Raw genomic sequence first — 18,479 nt, 5'->3', positions numbered from 1 at the left:
TAAGTTTAATATTTAATTGAAAACTTTAAAATTTGAAGTCTTTTAATTTATCTCCAAATACATCTCCTAATGTAGGATTGTCTTCTTCATCGTCACTTGTATCTAAATATGATTTCGTCGTTTCATCATCACTTTCGACAACATCTTCATTTGGTAATGTTGCTTTGATTGATAAAGAGATACGTTCATTTTCGACATCGACACCAAGGACTTTGACACTCACTATGTCACCAGCTTCTAATACTTCGCCTGGAGTACCGATATGTTTGTGACTTATTTCTGAAATGTGAACTAAGCCTTGCACACCAGCTTTAATTTCCACAAAAGCACCAAAACTAGTTAAGCGTACGACTTTACCTTCAATGATATCACCTTCATTGAATTCGCCACGGATAGATTCAAACGGGCTAGGTAAAGTGTCTTTAATAGATAAGGAAATACGTTCACTATCTTTATCTATAGATTTAATTTTAACTTTAACGTCGTCGCCAATAGCAACTACATCTTCAGGTGTTTTAACATGTTCATGTGCTAATTCAGATACGTGAACTAAACCGTCAACACCGCCAATATCAATAAAGGCGCCAAAGTTAGTTAATCGTGCGACTTTACCTTCAATGACATCACCTTCAGTTAGTGATTGGAGAAGTTGATCTTTCTTTTTAGCATTTTCAACTTCTTGTACAGCTTTACGACTAAGAATGACACGATTATTTTCTGGATCTAATTCTTCGACTTTTAATTCTAGAACTTGTCCATCAAAATGAGAGAAATCCTCAATGAAATCAGTTGATATTAATGAAGCAGGAATAAACCCACGTTGTCCAACATCTACTACTAAACCGCCTTTAACTACTTCGGTAACTTTAGCTTCAATAGTTTCATTACTATCTAGTTTTTCTTGTAAATAGTCATAAGATTTCTCTGTTTCTAGTTGTCTTTTAGATAAAATGTAAGCACCTGTTTCGTTTTCGTCGTCTAATTCGACTTTCGTAACATATGCTTCAATTTCATCACCTACGTTTACCGCATCACTTGGATTATCGATATGATGTGTTGATAATTGACTAATTGGGATAATTCCGTTAAATTTACCGCCATTGACATGGACAATCACTTGTTTGTCTTCTAATGATTGAACTTCACCAGTAATTTTATCTCCCTCTTTAATGTCATTAATCATTGATTCATTAAATTCTTCAGTCATCTTGTCTGCCTCCTTATTACACTACATAATTATAACATCTTACAAAGTAACCAAATTGTCAAGAAATACCACAGCAACCCATGTTTTGTATAAAAACTATGTAAAAGTGAAGTTAGAACTCCACAATTTATCAATTATTTTAGTAGTATATAACAAAACGAATTAAACTATTCTTGCAATTTTTGAAACATATAGTTTCTAAGTACCCTATTTTAATTAAATTATAAACGTAGAATAAGAAAATTTTGAAAAAAAAGACGAAATTCTATAAATCAACTATGAAAATTAATTTAATTGACTTATTTATTTAATATTATTGACCATTTCTAAAATTTCGTTAGTTACTGTTTCAATAGATTTACCTGTAGTATCTAAAGTCAGTGCATCGTCTGCTTTTTTTAATGGTGAAATTTCACGATTCATATCATAATGATCTCGCGCTTCAATTTCAGCTTTTAGTTGTTCGATATTTGATTCGATGCCTCTTAGTTCATTATCTTTTTGTCTACGTTCTGCGCGTTCCTCTACAGAAGCAATCATATAAACTTTTAAATCAGCATTTGGTAAAACGACAGTACCGATATCTCGCCCATCCATGACAATACCTTTGTTATTCGCAAGTTCTTGTTGTTTTTTTACGGCAAAAGTTCTTACAGGCTCTTTTGAAGCAACATATGATACATGATTTGTAACATCATTTTCTCGTAAGAAATCAGTTACATCATTGTCATCAAGTATAATGCGTTGGCCTTTGTCTTCATCATACGTTAAAGACAATGTTGTTGATGCAATTAGCTTGGCAAAATCTTCTGGCTTATTTTGTTGTAAATATTTATATGTTATAGCGCGATACATAGCACCTGTATCTACGTAAATCATTGCTAACTTAGCTGCTACTAATTTAGCAATTGTACTTTTACCAGCTGCTGCTGGTCCATCTAATGCAATATTAATTAAATTCATTGTACGAAACCCTTCCTTGTTGTATTATGAATTATATTTTATCATAAATACGTAGTTTATAAATAGGAGGAATGCAGTCATGAAAAATCTTCTTGTCATCCATACAGGCGGTACTATTAGTATGTCGCAAGATGAGTCAAATCAAGTTGTTACCAATGCTAATAATCCAATATCAAATCACGCAGAGGTAATTGAAAAGTATGCAGATGTAACCGAAATAACCCCAATGAATGTACCATCACCACATATACAAATTCATCATATCCAACAATTGAAACAAATAATTGAAGAAGCACACAGTACACATGAATATGATGGTTATGTAATTACTCACGGCACTGATACATTAGAAGAAACTGCCTATTTGCTAGATTTGTCAATGGATATAACACAACCAGTTGTGATTACTGGAGCTATGCGCTCATCAAATGAAATTGGTTCAGACGGTTTATATAATTTTATTTCCGCTATTCGAGTAGCATCTACAGATGAAGCAGCAAATAATGGTGTTATGGTTGTCTTTAATGATGAGATTCATACTGCAAGAAACGTGACAAAGACACACACATCTAATACTAATACGTTCCAAAGTCCTAACCACGGTCCATTAGGTGTTATTACTAAAAATAGTGTTCAGTTTCATCATCGCCCATATGACCATATGATCTTAAATAATATTAATGCTGAACTCAATATTCCTCTAATCAAAGCTTATATGGGAATGAAAAGTGATGTGTTATCATTTTATAGTAATGAGAATGTTGATGGAATTATCATTGAGGCATTAGGACAAGGTAATTTACCTCCTACATGTTTAGAAGGTTTGCAACAATGTTTAGCTAAAAACATTCCAATTGTATTAGTTTCTCGTTCCTTTAATGGTATAGTCGGCCCCATTTATGCATATGAAGGTGGCGGAGCAACATTAGAACAAAAAGGTGTTATTTTCTCAAATGGTCTAAACGGTCCTAAAGCTAGGTTAAAATTATTAGTTGGCCTAAGTAATAATTTGTCTTATGAACAATTAAAGAAATATTTTGAATCACAATTATAATAAAAAAGCTAGTGTCTATATATTATAAGACACTAGCTTTTTTTAAGATTCTAAAGGTGTTTGCTTTTTAGTTAAAATACTTTGAGTAATTATACCGCCGTGGTATTTACCATTTTCAATAAATATTGTATTTGCATCATTTCCTGCTGCAATCACACCGGCGATAAAACAATTGATTACATTTGTTTCAAATGTTTCTTTGTTATATACGGGAGCAGTACCAAACTCATTAGTATTAATATCGATACCAATAGATTGTAAGAAAGTATAATCGGGATGATATCCAATCATTGCAAAGACGTAATCATTTGGAATTTCATATGTGTGACCATCGTTTTCATATTGAACAGATGTTTCTGTAATTTTGGTTACTTGAGCATTAAATACCATATTGATTTTTTCGTTTCTCACTAATGATTCAAAGTTTGGTAATATCCAAGGTTTAATAGCATTAGGATAATCTTGACCTCGATATAAAACGGTAACGTGTGCGCCCGCTTTTTCTAATTCTAAAGCCGCATCAACCGCAGAGTTTTTCCCACCAATAATAACCACGTTTTGTCCAAAGTAAGGATGAGCTTCTTTAAAGTAGTGATTTACTTTAGGCAATTCTGCACCTTCAACTTCTAACTGGTTATGTTGGCCATAGTAACCTGTTGCGACAGTTAAAAAGCGACACTGATATACATCCTTAGTTGTTGTAATAGTAAAACGATTATTGATTTTTTTAACAGTTAATACTTCTTCAAAAGGATTAATATTAAGTTGATGATGTTTTACTACTTCTCTATAATAAACCAATGCTTGGTTTCTACGTGGTTTACTTTCTTCTACAATAAAAGGAATATCACCAATACTTAATTTATCACTGGATGAGAAAAATGTTTGATGTGTAGGATAATTATAAATAGCTTCTACAACATTACCTTTCTCTATTACTAATGTTTCGATTCCTTTTTTCTTTTGTTCGATTGCGGCACTTAAACCACATGGGCCACCACCGATAATTATGCTTTCTACAGTTTGCATTATTGTCTGCCTCCTTTAACCACTAATATATTATACCAATAGTATAGAAAAATCCAAATAATCGAAATGAAATTGTGTTGCAAGTCGCTGAATTTTTATAAAACTTATATTAAAATTGCACAAAAAAAACCGAGCAATTACTGCTCGGTCTTTCATTTTCATTATTGAGGTATTACTAGACGTTGACCATTATGAATGTCATTGCCTGAGATACCATTAGCTTCTCTAATTTTTTCAACATTTTCTGGTGAGCCTTCACCGTAATATTGAATAGCAATACGATATAAGTTTTGACCATTTACAACATGTGTACGTTGACCTTGTGAATCATTGTTTGTGGCTTGACTACTATCGTCTGTAGAATCGGACGTATTACTGTTTGCTTGATCTGATTGTTGATTATCAGAGCTTTGCTGACTTTGTTGTGATTGACTTTGACTATTTTGATCAGAAGAACTACCAGCATTACTAGCATCGCTAGCATTTTCGCCACTAGTGTTAGCAGTGCTTTGACCATCTTTGTCTGATGATTGTGAGTTGCTTGAGTCACTTGAATTGCTTGAGTTGTTAGCTGAATCATTAGCATTAGAATCATCAGATGTTGCGTTATCACCATTATTGTTTTCGTCTGATGATTGTTCGTTGTTTGAATCATTGTCATTTTCACTATCTGAAGCTTTGTCTTTATCTTTGCTATTGTCTTTGTCATCAGCATTTTTATCTTTATCGTCTGATTTATTTGCAACTTTATTGTCGTTATCGCTATTACCATCATCATTGTTACCAGTTAAAGCCATTCCTGCAAAAATAGCAATAGCTGCTAAAATTAATATCGCGGCAAGTATAGGCAATAATTTACCAAGTAGTCCTTTTTTCTTCTTGCCGTCGTTATCATGTTGACTATTATCACCGGATCCGTTGCCACCATTGCCAGCGGAGCCATTGCCTCCATTACCACCAGAATGTGAAGCTTTGGAAGCGGCAGCAGCACCACCCGCAGCACCAGCACCTGCAGCGGCTGCACCGGCTTTCTTACCTTTTCCATCTTTTGATTCATTTTTGTTTGATTCTTGTTGTTTGCTGTTATCTTTATCATGTGATTTCGCACCAGCTACACCAGCAGCTCCCGCACCTGCAGCGGCTGCAGCACCAGCTTTCTTACCTTTATGATTTTTAGAATCATTATTGGTGTCATTGTCATCATTTTGCTGCTGATAATCTACCTGCTTGTTCTCTTGATCTTGCTGTTTATCACTATCATCATGTGATTGAGCATCATCGTGTTGCCCTTCTTGATTGTTGTCATGATGTTTTTTGGCAGCGTAAGCACCTCCGCCAACAGCAGCAGCACTACCTGCAACAGCGGCCCCTTTTTTCTTGTTGTTACTTGATTCATCTTGTGAATCAGGCTCATTGTTTGAGTCCTGTTGCGCATCACGGTCAGTATCATGTTCATCATGTTGACGTTCTACATCTGAATCGTTGTTGTCTGTTGTAGGATGTTGTTCATCATGATCTTCTTGATTCACAGTGTCTTGTTCTGAATTTGGTTGATTTGTAGCAGTACTACGACTACGTTGTCTACGCTGTGAATTTCTTGGTGGAAATTGCTCGTCAGCCTTATCTGTGACTTTTTCCGTTTCATTGTCTACAGAACCTTTCGCTTTATCTGTATCTAGATGTTCTTTCGGGTCAATAGATTGACGATTTTTTTCGAAATCATCTTTAAAATTATTATTAGACAAACCGCTCATCCTTCCTTTTGCTTTTTTGCATACAAAGCTATACCCTATACAATGGTAGATATGTATAACAATTTAATGAAAATAAAATTATACTTGTTATATGCTTTATTATAGCTTGATTAAAAAAGTGAAGTAAAGCAATTACTCATTTATTTGAACAAACTTTGTAATTTTTCTAAATAATCCATTTTTCGTTTTACTTTTTTTCTATTTAATTGTTTTAGGTCTAATTCTTCACTGTCTATATCGCAACAATAAGTGGGCTTGTTAATAAATGACTCACCAAAAAATTCTAGTAAGTATTTTCTTCGACATTGATCAAGATTTATATAACCAAGCATTCTATAATAGCTTAACTGTTTTCGTCGAAATACTGTGTTAAAGATACGTTTAAGCGTTTGGATTGTATATATTTCATTTAACACTGTTAATATTTCATGCTTATTCATATCAATTAATTCACCAAGTTCAAATAATTGAATATCATTTTCTGATATGGCGTCAGTAAACAACAAGGTTTCTAATAAGAAACTATCGTCTGGTTGATATAAACTAATCGCTTGGCTTAAAGTACCATCTCTACCAGCTCTTCCTATTTCTTGTAAATAGTTTGAGGGGCTCGTTGGTAAATGATAATGAATAATAGTTCTTATGTCTTTTTTATTAATTCCCATACCAAAAGCGCTCGTAGCTACAATAACCGGAATTTCATTGTTAATAAATTGATGTTGAACAGTATGCCTTTCTTGGTAAGACATATCTCCATGATATATTCCAGTTAAAAAGCCATGTTCATATATAGCATGTGCAAGAGTGGCACACATTTTTTTAGAAGATACATAAATAATTGTGGGCCCAGAATTTTCTATAAACGGTAATAGCCATGTTAATTTTTCGTCATCGTTACTAAAATTTTTATGAGACAACATAATATTATTTCGATTCATAGTTGTTTTAATTTGATGGAACTTTGTTTCCAACATATCATTTAAATCATCGATTAAAAAAGGTTGAGCTGTAGCAGTTAACGCTAACAATGTAGCTTGTGGAAAGTATTTTGTTACCTTTCTAATTAATGCATAATGAGGTCGGAAATCATAGCCCCATTCAGATAGACAATGTGCTTCATCTAAGACAATCATGCCGAGATTTATATTTTTTATGAGCTTAATATTAGTACCTTGTAATAAGAATTCGGGACTTAAAAAGATAAAGCGACTAGATGATAACTTGTCGATGTTTTGACGTTTTTCTTCAGCGTCCATCCCAGAATGTACACAACTGACAGATGATTCTCCTTGTGCTTTCATTTGACTCACTTGGTCATCCATTAAGGATATTAAGGGTGAAACGATAAGTGTTGGTTGTCTTTTGATATAAGTTGGCAATTGATAACATAAACTTTTGCCACTTCCTGTTGGTAAAATACCTAATGTAGGTTGATTTTTTAAAACGCTTGTAATGATCTCTTCTTGTCCTTCATTAAAATGATCAAAACCAAACCAAGTTTTTAGTGCCTTATGTAGCATTTAGTTCACCTCTTTGATAACCGACAATCAGTAGTTTAAGTTGGAAATAACTTAAATCAGAAAATCTTGCTTTCATATCTCTCAATCGTTCATTTGAATGCTCAGGATAGTAGTGACTAAAGTCCCCCATCATTTGAGTAGTTACATATGTTTCATAATCAGATAAATAACCTTTGATAAATAATTCAATGAGGTGATCTTCAATTGTATTTATTTTGACGTTTTGCTCTCGTAAAATATCATTTAAAGATTGCTGCGCCAGTATACTGTGCAAAGTTTGTTCAGTTTTATTTAATAAAGGTGGATGCAAAACGAGTTGATGAAGTAATGGATATTTTGAATTATTCTCTAATTGGGTAACCATCTCAACTAAATCATTGTATTCTAACTCCATTAAAAGATGTTGTGGGATATTCTCTATTAAACTAACTTGTTGTCGCGTATACATACTTTCATTATAGCCTTGTAAATAATAATGTATGTAAGTTTTACCGTTTGTATCATGAATGGCAGTCAACAATTGTTGTAGTTCGGCTAGAAAATTATCTGTTTCTTGTTGCTTTTTAATAGTATTAAATAGTTTTTTAACCTGTTTTTGAACTTGTAGTTGTTGAGATACTGGTGTGAATTGGTAAAATTTGTGTATATCACACGAAATAGTTTGGATAAGTAATTGTAAGGCATTAAAAGTGTTACGCATACTGTCATAGGTATGCTTATTGTTGCACTTTAATGTTAAATTAGTATGATTATCATTAGTTTCCGTTAAAATTCGCTCGAATGACTGATATTTTAAGTTGGGTAAACTATGATAAAATGATAGTAGATGTTGGCTAGAAGCATCAAAAAAGGTTTGATGAGACTTTTTGCCTGTGATAATATTAAATATGCTTTTTTGAGTTTTGTAATCATGTGCTTGCGAATGCACAAAATTTAATATATTATACATGTTTTACTCCTCTTATTTATTAAACAAAAACATTTGAAAAAAATAAATGGGATGATTACAATATTAGGTATGATATTATTGTAGCATTTTTGTCAAAGGAGGCGAAAGAAATGGCTAAATATACGATAGTAGATATGGATACATGTATAGCATGTGGTGCATGTGGCGCCGCTGCCCCTGATATATATGACTACGATGACGAAGGTATAGCATATGTTATACTTGATGACAACCAAGGCACAGCGCAAGTGCCTGAAGAATTATATGAAGATATGGAAGATGCATTGGAAGGTTGTCCAACAGATTCTATTAAAATTGAAGAGGAACCATTTGATGGGGATGCTTTAAAATTTGAATAAGTGCTTGTTGATGACGATTGACAATCACGGTAAGAATTGAGAATGGGACGTAAATCCTTATTCTCAAAATAAGAGGAGGCTGGGACAACATTGATTCGTTCCAGTCTCCTCTTATATTTAAAACCTACGATTTTGACCGTGCATGCTTGCCTAGGGTATGGTTCGAGCCTGTAGTCTCTCACTTATACTATTCCTCAGGGCGTCAGCACATTTCAAAATCAATACCATAAAGTAAAATTTGGTGTTCCTAAATGGTAATATATATACGAAAGAAAATAGTACAGCGAGCTAGAAAATTTCATAAAACTAAAATAAACGTCAATTTCTATATCTTCTTAATAGAAATTGACGTTTATTTTTTAGTCAGAAATATTTATATCCCGTGCACTTTTTATGATTCTATCACTTTACTAAGACGACGATATAATAAGATAAAGATAATTGAAATTACAATACCTTTAATAATATTGAATGGTATAACACCAGAAACAATAATAATTTTCAAATTATGCATAATGTCTGTTAAATTCATTATCATGCCATATAGTGGCAACAATACAAAGTAATTGAGTATACTTAAGACTATCGTCATAGCAATTGTGCCACTGATTAATCCAATAATTAAGGATTTAGTATTATGTTTATTTTTAGCTACAAGATAAGCAACCACTAAAAATGATGTTGCTGCAAAAAAGTTTGCCATAGGACCAATTGGATCCCCAATATTAAATAAGAAATTAAGTAAATTTTTAACAAACTCTACAATGATACCTGCTACAGGTCCAAGTGTGAAAGTTGCTAATAGTGCAGGTACATCACTTATATCTAATGTTAAATACGGTGGCAGAAATGGTATAGGAAACTTTAAAAAAGTTAAAATAAACGCTACCGCACTTAACATACTTATAGTGATAAGCTTTTTTTGATTATTACGCATTATTTAGTTTTCTCCTTCCATTCATCTTACTTCGAATAGGAGGAAAAATGCTAAATAAAATGCCTAAATCCTCCATCTTCTCCCATCCAGACTTTACTGTCGGCTCTAGATTTTCACTAGATCAGCCATATTGTCTAAAAACAACAATATGGGTCGCAGGCTTTGATTACTGCCGGTTGGGATTTGCACCCTACCCCGAAGATGAATATACAAATTTTATAGATATATCATAGCTTATTACTCGGTTAAAAACAATACTATTGCTCAAGATAGATTAATAATTAATTATGCTTTAGGTAATTTAATGATAAACGTTGTTCCAACGCCTAGTTCGCTTTTTACTGATATGTTACCACCATGTTCTTCGATAATCATTTTACAAATAAATAAGCCTAAACCAGTACCTTGTTTACCACGCTTTCTAGATGTATCAACTTTATAAAATCGATCGAATACTTGGTTTAAATGTTCAGGTGCGATACCTGTACCTGAATCATTGATATATAAGATATCTTCAGTGTCAGTTTCGCCATAATTAATAGTAATAACATCACCTGATTCAGTGTAACGAGTAGCATTGTCAATTAAGTTTGTCAGTACTTGTTCAATTCGATCTAAATCAAATAACCAATATTGACCACCAGTGTTAGCATTTAAATACATTTCTAATTGCAAATCAATTGCTTGTTGTTTATATTTTTGTTGCATTTTTTCTAATAACTCATCTATAGAATGTAGCTCTTTTTCGACTGTTAAACCTTCTGCATCCATACGTGCAACATTTAACAACTCATTGACTAATCTGTTTAAACGATTAGTTTCATCCAATACAATAGATAATGACTCTTTAATTTCTTCAGGTTCAGTTACGATACCGTCGACTATGGACTCAGTATAACCTTGAAGCAGTGAGATTGGTGTTCGTAATTCGTGTGATACATTAGCGATAAAATCTTTTTTCATTTGATCTAAATTATGCTCATTAGTCATATCACGAATAATAGCAACGATACCACTGCGGCCATCAGGTTGAATTTGTTCAATATAACTCATTATTATAACAAAATAACGGGTGTTAATTTCATATTCTTCAAATTGTGTCGTTTTATTTCTTAATGTTCGCTCATTTTGTTGATCTAGTTTTTCTGAGCTGTATTCATCCATAGAGTGAATAATATCTCGAGCCATTTCATTAGACAGAATAACTTCTCGTTTATCATTAAAACCTAAAACACCCTCAACCATAGAGTTAATGAGACTATCTCTAATATTTTTGGAAGATGATAAGGCCTCGATATGTTGTCGAATTTCAGAACTCATTGTGTTGAATGCGCGTGATAGCTCGCCTATTTCATCTTTGGAATTTACTGGAGGCGTTTGGGTATACTCGCCTTGTGATACTTTAAGTGCTTGTGTTTGTAACTGTCTTAATGGCTCAGTGATTCTTGAAGATAAAAAGAATGCAAAGACAGTAGTAATAGCAAGAAAAATAACAGCAATAATAAGAATAATGACAGTAATAGCATTATTTGTTTCTTCTATACTTTTTAAGTCTTGATAGATGAATACACCGCTATATTTACTGTCCGACTGGCCATAAATATGCTGAGTTGGATAGCCAATAAGCACATAAGTACGTTGTTTTCCATTAACGGTAATATTAATATGTTCAGATTTTTGTTTACCGTCATCAAATACTTGTTGATAGTCTTTGTCTGTTTGTATAATTTCATACATTTGTTTTTTGATTTGATTTTTATTGGATTGTGCTTTGTCTTTATCAGGCATAATAATTAAGCCCACTGGTCCTTCAATTAACTTGCGACTATGTTCAATAGCAATGTCTTTATTATCGGAATCTGCGACAAGTTGGCTAATTTGTTTAGCGTCCTCAAGTAAAGAGTTTTCAGTTTCTTGTGTGAAGTATGATTGAATAAAAGTGATGAGAGCGGCACTTAATAAAATTAAAACTGTCGTTACTATAAAGATAATAGTTAACCACAGTTTTATGACAACATTATTCAGTCGATTCATTGTCTGTTTGTACCTCAAATTTATAGCCTACACCCCACACAGTTTGAATCATATGAGCCGCATCGTTAGAGACACGATTCAATTTCTCTCTAAGACGTTTGACATGAGTATCTACAGTTCGTAAATCTCCATAAAATTCATAATGCCAAACTTCTTTTAATAGTTGTTCACGATCAAAAACTTTATTTGGAGTTTTAGCGAGAAAGATTAATAATTCATACTCTTTAGGTGTTAAATTCACTTCTTTGTCATCAGCTAAAACACGATGTGCATCATTATCTATCACCAGATGATCAAATTCAATCAAATCCTTAGCATGTGGTTCACTTTGTTCTGTGTGTGCTACTTGAGTACGTCTCAGCAATGCTTTGACACGTAATACAACTTCGCGAGGTGAAAATGGTTTAACAATGTAATCATCTGCACCAGATTCAAAGCCTTCAACACGATTCGTTTCTTCGCCTTTAGCAGTAAGCATTATAATAGGTGTTTCCTTATATTCTCTTAGTCGAGAAGCGACAGTTATACCATCCATTTCTGGCAACATTAAATCTAATAAGATACAAGCATAGTCATGGTGAATAGCCATTTCCAATGCTTCTTTACCATCTTTCGCTTCATGAATTTCAAAAGATTCTCTTTCTAAGTATAATTTTAATAATCTTCTGATTCTATCCTCATCATCTACGACGAGTATTTCGTTTGGCATGTTTAATACCTCCCACACATGATTACTTTATAATTTAATTGTATTATATCACAGTAATTAACGAAAAACTTCACAAACAGAACAAGTTTGTGAAGTTTTTCTCAAAGATTTTGCTAATGTCATAGATTAGTCACATTAATTAGCCGTTTTCTGCCATGTGACGTATAGTTTTAACTTCATGAGGTGTCATGACACGACCTTCACCTGCATTTAAGCCTTTCAAATTGAGCGGTCCAAATTCAATTCTTTGTAGTTTGCTTATTGTATGACCAAAGTGTTCAAACATACGTCTTACTTGGCGATTTCTACCTTCTGCAATAGTAATTTCTACTAATGTTGTATTCTTTTCTTTGTCTTGATTTTTAACTTTAACGATTGCTGGTTGAGTTAAACCATCTTCAAGCATAATACCTTTTTCTAATGCTTTTACTTCTTCACGCATTAAGTAGCCTTTAAGTTTAGCAACATATTTTTTTTGAATTTTGTATCTAGGATGCGTCATCAAATTGGTAAATTCACCATCATTTGTCAGTAATAATAGCCCTGAAGTATCATAGTCTAACCGGCCTACTGGATAAATACGCGTATCAAGTTCTTTGAAATAATCAGTAACAACTGTACGGCCTTTATCATCAGAGACACTTGTTATGACTTGTGATGGTTTATAAAATAAAATATAAAGCTTGTCTTCTTGCTCTAATTTAATACCTTCTACTTCTATGACGTCAGATGGTTTTACTTTCGTTCCTAACTCATCAGTTACTGTTCCATTAACTTTAACCTTGCCTTCAACTATTAATGTTTCTGCTTTACGGCGTGATGTATAACCACTATTTGCAATACGTTTTTGTAATCTTTCGAACTCTTTACTCATTATATCCTCCTTTTTGGTTAACTAAATTACTGAAAAATTCTTCTATTTCTTCGTCTTCTTCATCTGTTGTAGGTAAAGCTTCTAAACTGTCTAAACCAAAGACATTTAAAAATAAATCTGTAGTATAGAGTTGTTGGCTACGTGAATTATCTTCGTCTTTTGCCTCGATGATTCCTCTTGCAATGAGTGTTTTAACTGCACCATCAGAGTTAATACCTCTAATCATTTCAATGTCTCCACGTGTAAGGGGTTGGTTGTAAGCTATAATAGACAACACTTCCATAGCAGCTTGTGATAATTTCATATTTGATTTTTGTTCGATTAGTTTTTCGATATAATGCGCAGCAGCTTTTTGTGTTGTTAAGACATATGTCGTCCCAAATTTTTGAATCATCAGACCTTCTGACTCATAATTATTGATTAACGTTGTTAATTGATCTTCTGTAATTTCCAAAATTTCAATTAGTTGTTTAGTCTCGAGGCCTTCATCACCAGCTGTATATAACAGGGCTTCTAAGATGCCTTTATCCGTTAATGCCATAGTTTACCCCCCTTATAATGTGAATATCTTCAAAACTTTTTGTTTGTTCTATATTTATAATTCCCGATTTTGACATTTCCAATATTGCTAAAAAGTGTGTAACGACCATTTCTACGGGTTCGGTAAAATTAAATAAGCTAAAAAAATTGAATGACTGTTCTTGTTGCAATCTTGATTGTACTTGCGTTGTTGCTTGTTGAATTGTGAAAGTTTCTTTATGTATGTCTACAGTCTTAGGTGTTTGAAAAGCGATTCTATTTTTTACTTTTTGATATGCAATAATAAGTTCTGTTAAATCAATAGTTTGATTGCTATCCCACGTTTCATTGCGCTCTAAATGAGATAAATCAGTTGGATGTTTTGAAAAATAGCAAGTACGTTCTGCCTTTTTAGAGTTTAACAGTTCTGTATACTCTTTATAATTTTGGTATTCAATCAAACGTCCAACTAAATCTTCACGGGGATCATCTTCTAATTCAATTTCTGTTTCAGTTTGTGGTAATAATAATTTACTTTTAATCATTAATAATTCGGAGGCCATAACGAGATATTCACTTGCAACATTGATTTCTAATTGGTTCATTGCATGAATATATTGCATATATTGCTCTGTTAAAGACTTCATAGGAATATCATAAATATCTATTTCAAATTTTTGGATAAGATGTAATAACAAATCTAAAGGTCCGTTAAAAGCATCTAATTTCACTTCATACATTTTTATCTACCTCATATTGCAAGTTATGTGCGTAATTCACTAAAATATTATACCATGTTTACGAAGAACATTAAATTTTGGAGCGATATAAAATGAAAGAAGCATTGAAATTATTTTATTTTCAATTTCATACTGAACAACATTATTTTTTATGTCATGATATTTTAGAAGAAGCGTGGAAAGAAAATCCCCATTTTAATAAAAATGATGCAATTGTTAGTTTAATATTATTTTCTACAGGTTGTTATCATTATCGTAGAGGCAATTTAATAGGAGCAAAACGATCATTTATAAAGGCATTGTCCGTAATAAATGCAGTTAACATTAAACCAGATTTAGGCTTAGATATAACTACCTATAAATCATTAGTTCAAAATATGATAGATAACGTGGGTCAAGAGCAGCCTTTTGCGCCTGTCCATTTACCCCTTAACACTGCGTTTGAGCAACAGATAATCCAACAATTTCCCAATTATATAGTGACACCGTATGTAATTGATGACGACTATATTGTTCATCATCATATAAAACGTGATCGTTCAGAAGTAATTGCTGCTAGAAAGCAAGCTTTGCAACAACGAAAATTACACGGTTTCAATTAAAAATCCACAAGCGCTGTTTTCAGTGCTTGTGGATTTTTAATTGTTATGCTCTTGGATGAAATTCATTATACATTTTACGAATTTGTGATTTTGACACGTGCGTATATAATTGTGTGGTTGATATATCCGAGTGCCCTAACATTTCTTGTACGGCACGTAAATCAGCACCATTTTCTAAAAGATGCGTTGCAAATGAATGGCGCATCGTATGAGGAGTTAAAGTTTTATTAATATTAGCTTTGATGCCGTTTTGTTTTATCATTTTCCATATACCTTGGCGTGACAAAGGCTTGCCATGTAAATTCAGAAACAAAGCGTTAGTTACAGTTGTTTTTAACAATTGTGGTCTAACTGTTTCAAGATATGTAGATAAGTAGTCAATTACTGTATCTCCTAAAGGGACAATACGTTCTTTGCCTCCTTTGCCAAACACTTTGACAAATCCCATAATTAAATTAACATTTTCAACCTCTAAATCAATTAATTCTGTAACTCGCATACCAGTAGCATACAATAATTCCAATATCGTTCGATCTCGATAACCATTATTTTTACTTAAATCAGGAGCATCTAACAATCTTAAAATTTCATCTACTGCAAGTACGTCAGGTAATTTTCGATCATACTTAGGCGTTTCAATAAGAACTGTAGGGTCTTTTGCGGCATATTTCTCTCTTAAAGCAAATTGATGAAAGCTACGTACGGTTGAAATAAATCTTGCTAATGATTTTGTTGATGCACCTTCATCATGCAAAAAACCTAAACATTGTTGTAAAGTTTGACGATCTACAAAGTCTATATGTGTAATTTTATGATCTTGTAGATATGTAATGTATTTATTTAGGTCCCTACGGTAAGCGCCTATAGTATTACTACTTAAGCCCTTCTCTAACTGTATGAATTTCAAGTATTCATCTTTGATTGTTTCCATATTCACACCTCAACATTTAAGTGGTTGTGATTTACTTTTCTTTTGATTGGCAAGTTTCACACACACCGTGAAAAGTTAATCGGTGATCTAAAATTTTAAAGTTAAAATCGTGTTCTACTTTTTCTTCTACTTGTGGCAACAAATCTTCTTCAATTTCTTCAACTTTTCCACATTCCATACAAACTAAATGATGATGAAAATGTTTAGCCCCTTCTTTACGTAAATCAAAACGAGCAACGCCATCGCCAAAATTAATTTTATCTACTACTTTTAATTCGGCTAATAATTCTAATGTTCTATAAACCGTTGCTAAACCTATTTCAGGTGCTTTATCTTTTACTTTTAAATAGACATCTTCAGCACTTAAGTGATCTTTTTCATTTTCAATTAAAACTCTTAAAGTTGCTTCACGTTGTGGAGTTAATTTGTATGATGACTGTTGTAATTGTTGCTTCACGCGATTTAATCGTTCTTCCACGGAAGCCTCACTCCTCTACTAATAATTATAATCATTTTAATTTACATAATGATTCATATATAAAATACCAATAATTGATAAAATGTGCAAGTTTAAATACTTTTTATTTAGAATGATTATAATTAAGTAATAGGTATTGAATGGCTATAATGGTTTTGGCATCTGTAATTTCGCCGTTTTGTAATTTTGTGGTTGCTTCCTCAATTGATAATTCATGTAATTCTACAAACTCATCATCATCTAAATTCATTTCACCAATTCTCAAGTTATCAGCAAAATAAATTGATATTTTCTCATTTGTAAACCCTGGAGAACCATACATTTCTGTGATTAACTGTAAATCGTCAGCAATATAACCAGTTTCTTCTTCTAATTCGCGTTGTGCTGCCGATGTTCTGTCTTCATTTAGTTCTAGTTTACCTGCTGGTATTTCTAATAAAGTATTTTCTATAGGTTTTCTAAATTGCTTCACTAATATGATTTTATTATTAGGTGTTATAGCACATACTGCAACAGCGCCATTGTGTTTAACAAGCTCACGTTTTGACGTTTGTCCGTTGGGTAAAGCTATATCGTGGACTTCTAAATCTATAATCTTGCCATTATATATCGTAGTTTTGGCAATTGTTTTTTCGTTTAGTTCCATCGTAATCACTGTCCTTTTAATTAGTATAAGTTATTGTTAAGATTAATTTATTGATAATTGAGGTGTAGTATAAACACATGGGCATATTTACATTATGTCATATGTTAATTATTCAGTGTTTTGCAACGACTAAATGGCACCTCTTTATCTTATTTAATTAGTGTATCGAAAGGAGTATTAACATGCAAAAGAACATATTAAAAAGTGGCATAGAATTATCAGAAATTGGTTTAGGTTGTATGAGTCTTGGTACAGCATATGATCATGCTGAAAGTATCATTGAACGTGCAATTGAACATGGTATCACTTATTTTGATACAGCTGATATTTATGATAAAGGTGTGAATGAAGAAATCGTAGGTAAAGCACTTAAAAAATACCAAAATAGAGATGATATTGTTGTAGGTACTAAAGTAGGTAATCATTTACAACAAGATGGTTCGACATTTTGGGATCCATCAAAAAAACACATAAAATCTTCTGTTAAAACGTCGTTACACAGATTAGGCTTAGACGAACTACAACTTTATCAATTGCACGGAGGCACAATTGATGATCCGTTAGATGAAACGATAAGTGCATTTGAGGAATTAAAGCAAGAAGGTATAGTTCAAGCTTATGGTATTTCTTCTATTCGACCAAATGTTATTCGTTATTATTTAGAGCATAGTGACATTGAAACACTCATGTCTCAATTTAATTTAATTGATAACAGACCCGAAGCGCTTGTAGATGAAATACATGCACATAATGTTAAAATTTTAGCACGTGGTCCTGTTTTTAAAGGATTATTAACAGCAAACAGCAATCAAGCGTTGGATAACAAATTTGCTGACGGTATTTTTGACTATAGTTATCAAGAACTTGGAGAAACAATCGCTTCTGTTAAAGAAGTAGAAAATAACCTGACAGCACTAACTTTTAACTATTTACAATCACAAAATGCGTTAGGTTCCATTATTGTAGGTGCAAGTAGCGTTGAGCAATTAGATGAAAATATTGAAAATTATAAAGCTGCTAAAGCCATTGGTGTCGATCAATTAAAAGCAGCACGTGAACGCGTAAAAGATTTAAATTACACACAACACCTACAGTAAAAAGTCATATTTTGAATATCAATCCATTAATATAAAAATATTATTATGGTCACATCGTAAACTATCATTTGTTTAGA

Annotated in this window: 19 protein-coding genes and 1 riboswitch; of the genes, 4 read left to right on the top strand and 15 right to left on the bottom strand. The window is 32.6% G+C overall.

What is annotated here, in order from left to right; genetic code table 11:
• Positions 1-25: 25 nt before the first annotated feature.
• Complete coding sequence (gene rpsA / locus MUA37_RS06780; protein ID WP_002511188.1) at positions 26-1,207, bottom strand: 30S ribosomal protein S1; 1,182 nt, start codon at positions 1,205-1,207, stop codon at positions 26-28.
• A 303-nt stretch (positions 1,208-1,510) separates the two neighbouring features.
• A complete protein-coding gene (cmk, locus tag MUA37_RS06775; RefSeq protein ID WP_002511189.1) occupies positions 1,511-2,170 on the bottom strand; it encodes a (d)CMP kinase in 660 nt (219 codons plus the stop codon).
• Between the two features lie 79 nt (positions 2,171-2,249).
• Between cmk and MUA37_RS06770 the strand changes: the two genes are divergently transcribed.
• Complete coding sequence (locus MUA37_RS06770) at positions 2,250-3,224, top strand: asparaginase (RefSeq protein WP_262624395.1); 975 nt, start codon at positions 2,250-2,252, stop codon at positions 3,222-3,224.
• Between the two features lie 42 nt (positions 3,225-3,266).
• On the opposite strand, the gene ypdA is transcribed toward MUA37_RS06770, so the two are convergent.
• From ypdA to MUA37_RS06750, 4 genes are all read right to left on the bottom strand, one after another.
• Positions 3,267-4,253 (bottom strand): bacillithiol disulfide reductase YpdA, encoded by a 987-nt coding sequence (ypdA, locus tag MUA37_RS06765; protein WP_204171451.1) that lies wholly within the window; start codon positions 4,251-4,253, stop codon positions 3,267-3,269.
• A 161-nt stretch (positions 4,254-4,414) separates the two neighbouring features.
• On the bottom strand, positions 4,415-6,007 hold the full coding sequence (locus MUA37_RS06760) for a LysM peptidoglycan-binding domain-containing protein (protein WP_262624394.1): 1,593 nt from the start codon (positions 6,005-6,007) through the stop codon (positions 4,415-4,417).
• A 140-nt stretch (positions 6,008-6,147) separates the two neighbouring features.
• Positions 6,148-7,527, bottom strand: coding sequence for a RecQ family ATP-dependent DNA helicase (locus MUA37_RS06755; protein WP_002511193.1), 1,380 nt, complete (start codon positions 7,525-7,527; stop codon positions 6,148-6,150).
• On the bottom strand, positions 7,517-8,476 hold the full coding sequence (locus MUA37_RS06750) for a helix-turn-helix domain-containing protein (protein WP_002511194.1): 960 nt from the start codon (positions 8,474-8,476) through the stop codon (positions 7,517-7,519). Before MUA37_RS06750 ends, MUA37_RS06755 begins: the two co-directional genes overlap by 11 nt.
• A 110-nt stretch (positions 8,477-8,586) precedes the next feature.
• Here MUA37_RS06750 and MUA37_RS06745 point away from each other — a divergent pair, with 110 nt between their 5' ends.
• Positions 8,587-8,835: a ferredoxin gene (locus MUA37_RS06745; protein WP_021458763.1), complete on the top strand. Its 249-nt coding sequence runs from the start codon at positions 8,587-8,589 to the stop codon at positions 8,833-8,835.
• A gap of 391 nt (positions 8,836-9,226) precedes the next feature.
• Here MUA37_RS06745 and MUA37_RS06740 read toward each other — a convergent pair whose 3' ends face one another.
• The 6 genes from MUA37_RS06740 to MUA37_RS06715 form a co-directional block, all read right to left on the bottom strand.
• Entirely contained in the window at positions 9,227-9,772 is a 546-nt protein-coding gene (locus MUA37_RS06740) for an ECF transporter S component (protein ID WP_002511196.1), read from the bottom strand.
• 70 nt (positions 9,773-9,842) lie between these two features.
• A riboswitch (FMN riboswitch) is annotated at positions 9,843-9,979 on the bottom strand.
• 78 nt (positions 9,980-10,057) lie between these two features.
• A complete protein-coding gene (locus MUA37_RS06735) occupies positions 10,058-11,806 on the bottom strand; it encodes a cell wall metabolism sensor histidine kinase WalK (protein WP_262624393.1) in 1,749 nt (582 codons plus the stop codon).
• Positions 11,790-12,515 (bottom strand): response regulator, encoded by a 726-nt coding sequence (locus MUA37_RS06730; RefSeq protein WP_021458761.1) that lies wholly within the window; start codon positions 12,513-12,515, stop codon positions 11,790-11,792. Before MUA37_RS06730 ends, MUA37_RS06735 begins: the two co-directional genes overlap by 17 nt.
• A gap of 139 nt (positions 12,516-12,654) precedes the next feature.
• Positions 12,655-13,389: a pseudouridine synthase gene (locus MUA37_RS06725; RefSeq protein ID WP_002511200.1), complete on the bottom strand. Its 735-nt coding sequence runs from the start codon at positions 13,387-13,389 to the stop codon at positions 12,655-12,657.
• On the bottom strand, positions 13,382-13,930 hold the full coding sequence (gene scpB, locus MUA37_RS06720; protein ID WP_262624392.1) for an SMC-Scp complex subunit ScpB: 549 nt from the start codon (positions 13,928-13,930) through the stop codon (positions 13,382-13,384). The genes MUA37_RS06725 and scpB overlap by 8 nt, the downstream gene beginning before the upstream one ends.
• Complete coding sequence (locus MUA37_RS06715; protein WP_002511202.1) at positions 13,914-14,648, bottom strand: segregation and condensation protein A; 735 nt, start codon at positions 14,646-14,648, stop codon at positions 13,914-13,916. The genes scpB and MUA37_RS06715 overlap by 17 nt, the downstream gene beginning before the upstream one ends.
• A 92-nt stretch (positions 14,649-14,740) precedes the next feature.
• Here MUA37_RS06715 and MUA37_RS06710 point away from each other — a divergent pair, with 92 nt between their 5' ends.
• Positions 14,741-15,250, top strand: coding sequence for a DUF309 domain-containing protein (locus MUA37_RS06710; RefSeq protein WP_021458758.1), 510 nt, complete (start codon positions 14,741-14,743; stop codon positions 15,248-15,250).
• Positions 15,251-15,293: 43 nt separating this feature from the next.
• On the opposite strand, the gene xerD is transcribed toward MUA37_RS06710, so the two are convergent.
• The 3 genes from xerD to MUA37_RS06695 all read right to left on the bottom strand — a co-directional run bounded on the left by xerD (position 15,294) and on the right by MUA37_RS06695 (position 17,305).
• Positions 15,294-16,181, bottom strand: coding sequence for a site-specific tyrosine recombinase XerD (xerD, locus tag MUA37_RS06705; RefSeq protein WP_021458757.1), 888 nt, complete (start codon positions 16,179-16,181; stop codon positions 15,294-15,296).
• 31 nt (positions 16,182-16,212) lie between these two features.
• Positions 16,213-16,659, bottom strand: a complete 447-nt coding sequence (gene fur, locus MUA37_RS06700; protein ID WP_002511205.1) for a ferric iron uptake transcriptional regulator — start codon at positions 16,657-16,659, stop codon at positions 16,213-16,215.
• 103 nt (positions 16,660-16,762) lie between these two features.
• Positions 16,763-17,305, bottom strand: a complete 543-nt coding sequence (locus tag MUA37_RS06695) for an NUDIX hydrolase (RefSeq protein WP_002511206.1) — start codon at positions 17,303-17,305, stop codon at positions 16,763-16,765.
• 182 nt (positions 17,306-17,487) lie between these two features.
• Here MUA37_RS06695 and MUA37_RS06690 point away from each other — a divergent pair, with 182 nt between their 5' ends.
• The gene (locus MUA37_RS06690; protein WP_204171444.1) at positions 17,488-18,402 is read left to right on the top strand and encodes an aldo/keto reductase; all 915 of its coding nucleotides are present in this window, start codon (positions 17,488-17,490) and stop codon (positions 18,400-18,402) included.
• Positions 18,403-18,479: the final 77 nt, after the last annotated feature.

The sequence above is a fragment of the Staphylococcus arlettae genome, assembly GCF_025560845.1.
Lineage (GTDB): Bacteria > Bacillota > Bacilli > Staphylococcales > Staphylococcaceae > Staphylococcus > Staphylococcus arlettae.
The sequence above is the reverse complement of the archived record's forward strand: the minus strand, read 5'-3'. Positions and strand labels throughout refer to the sequence as shown.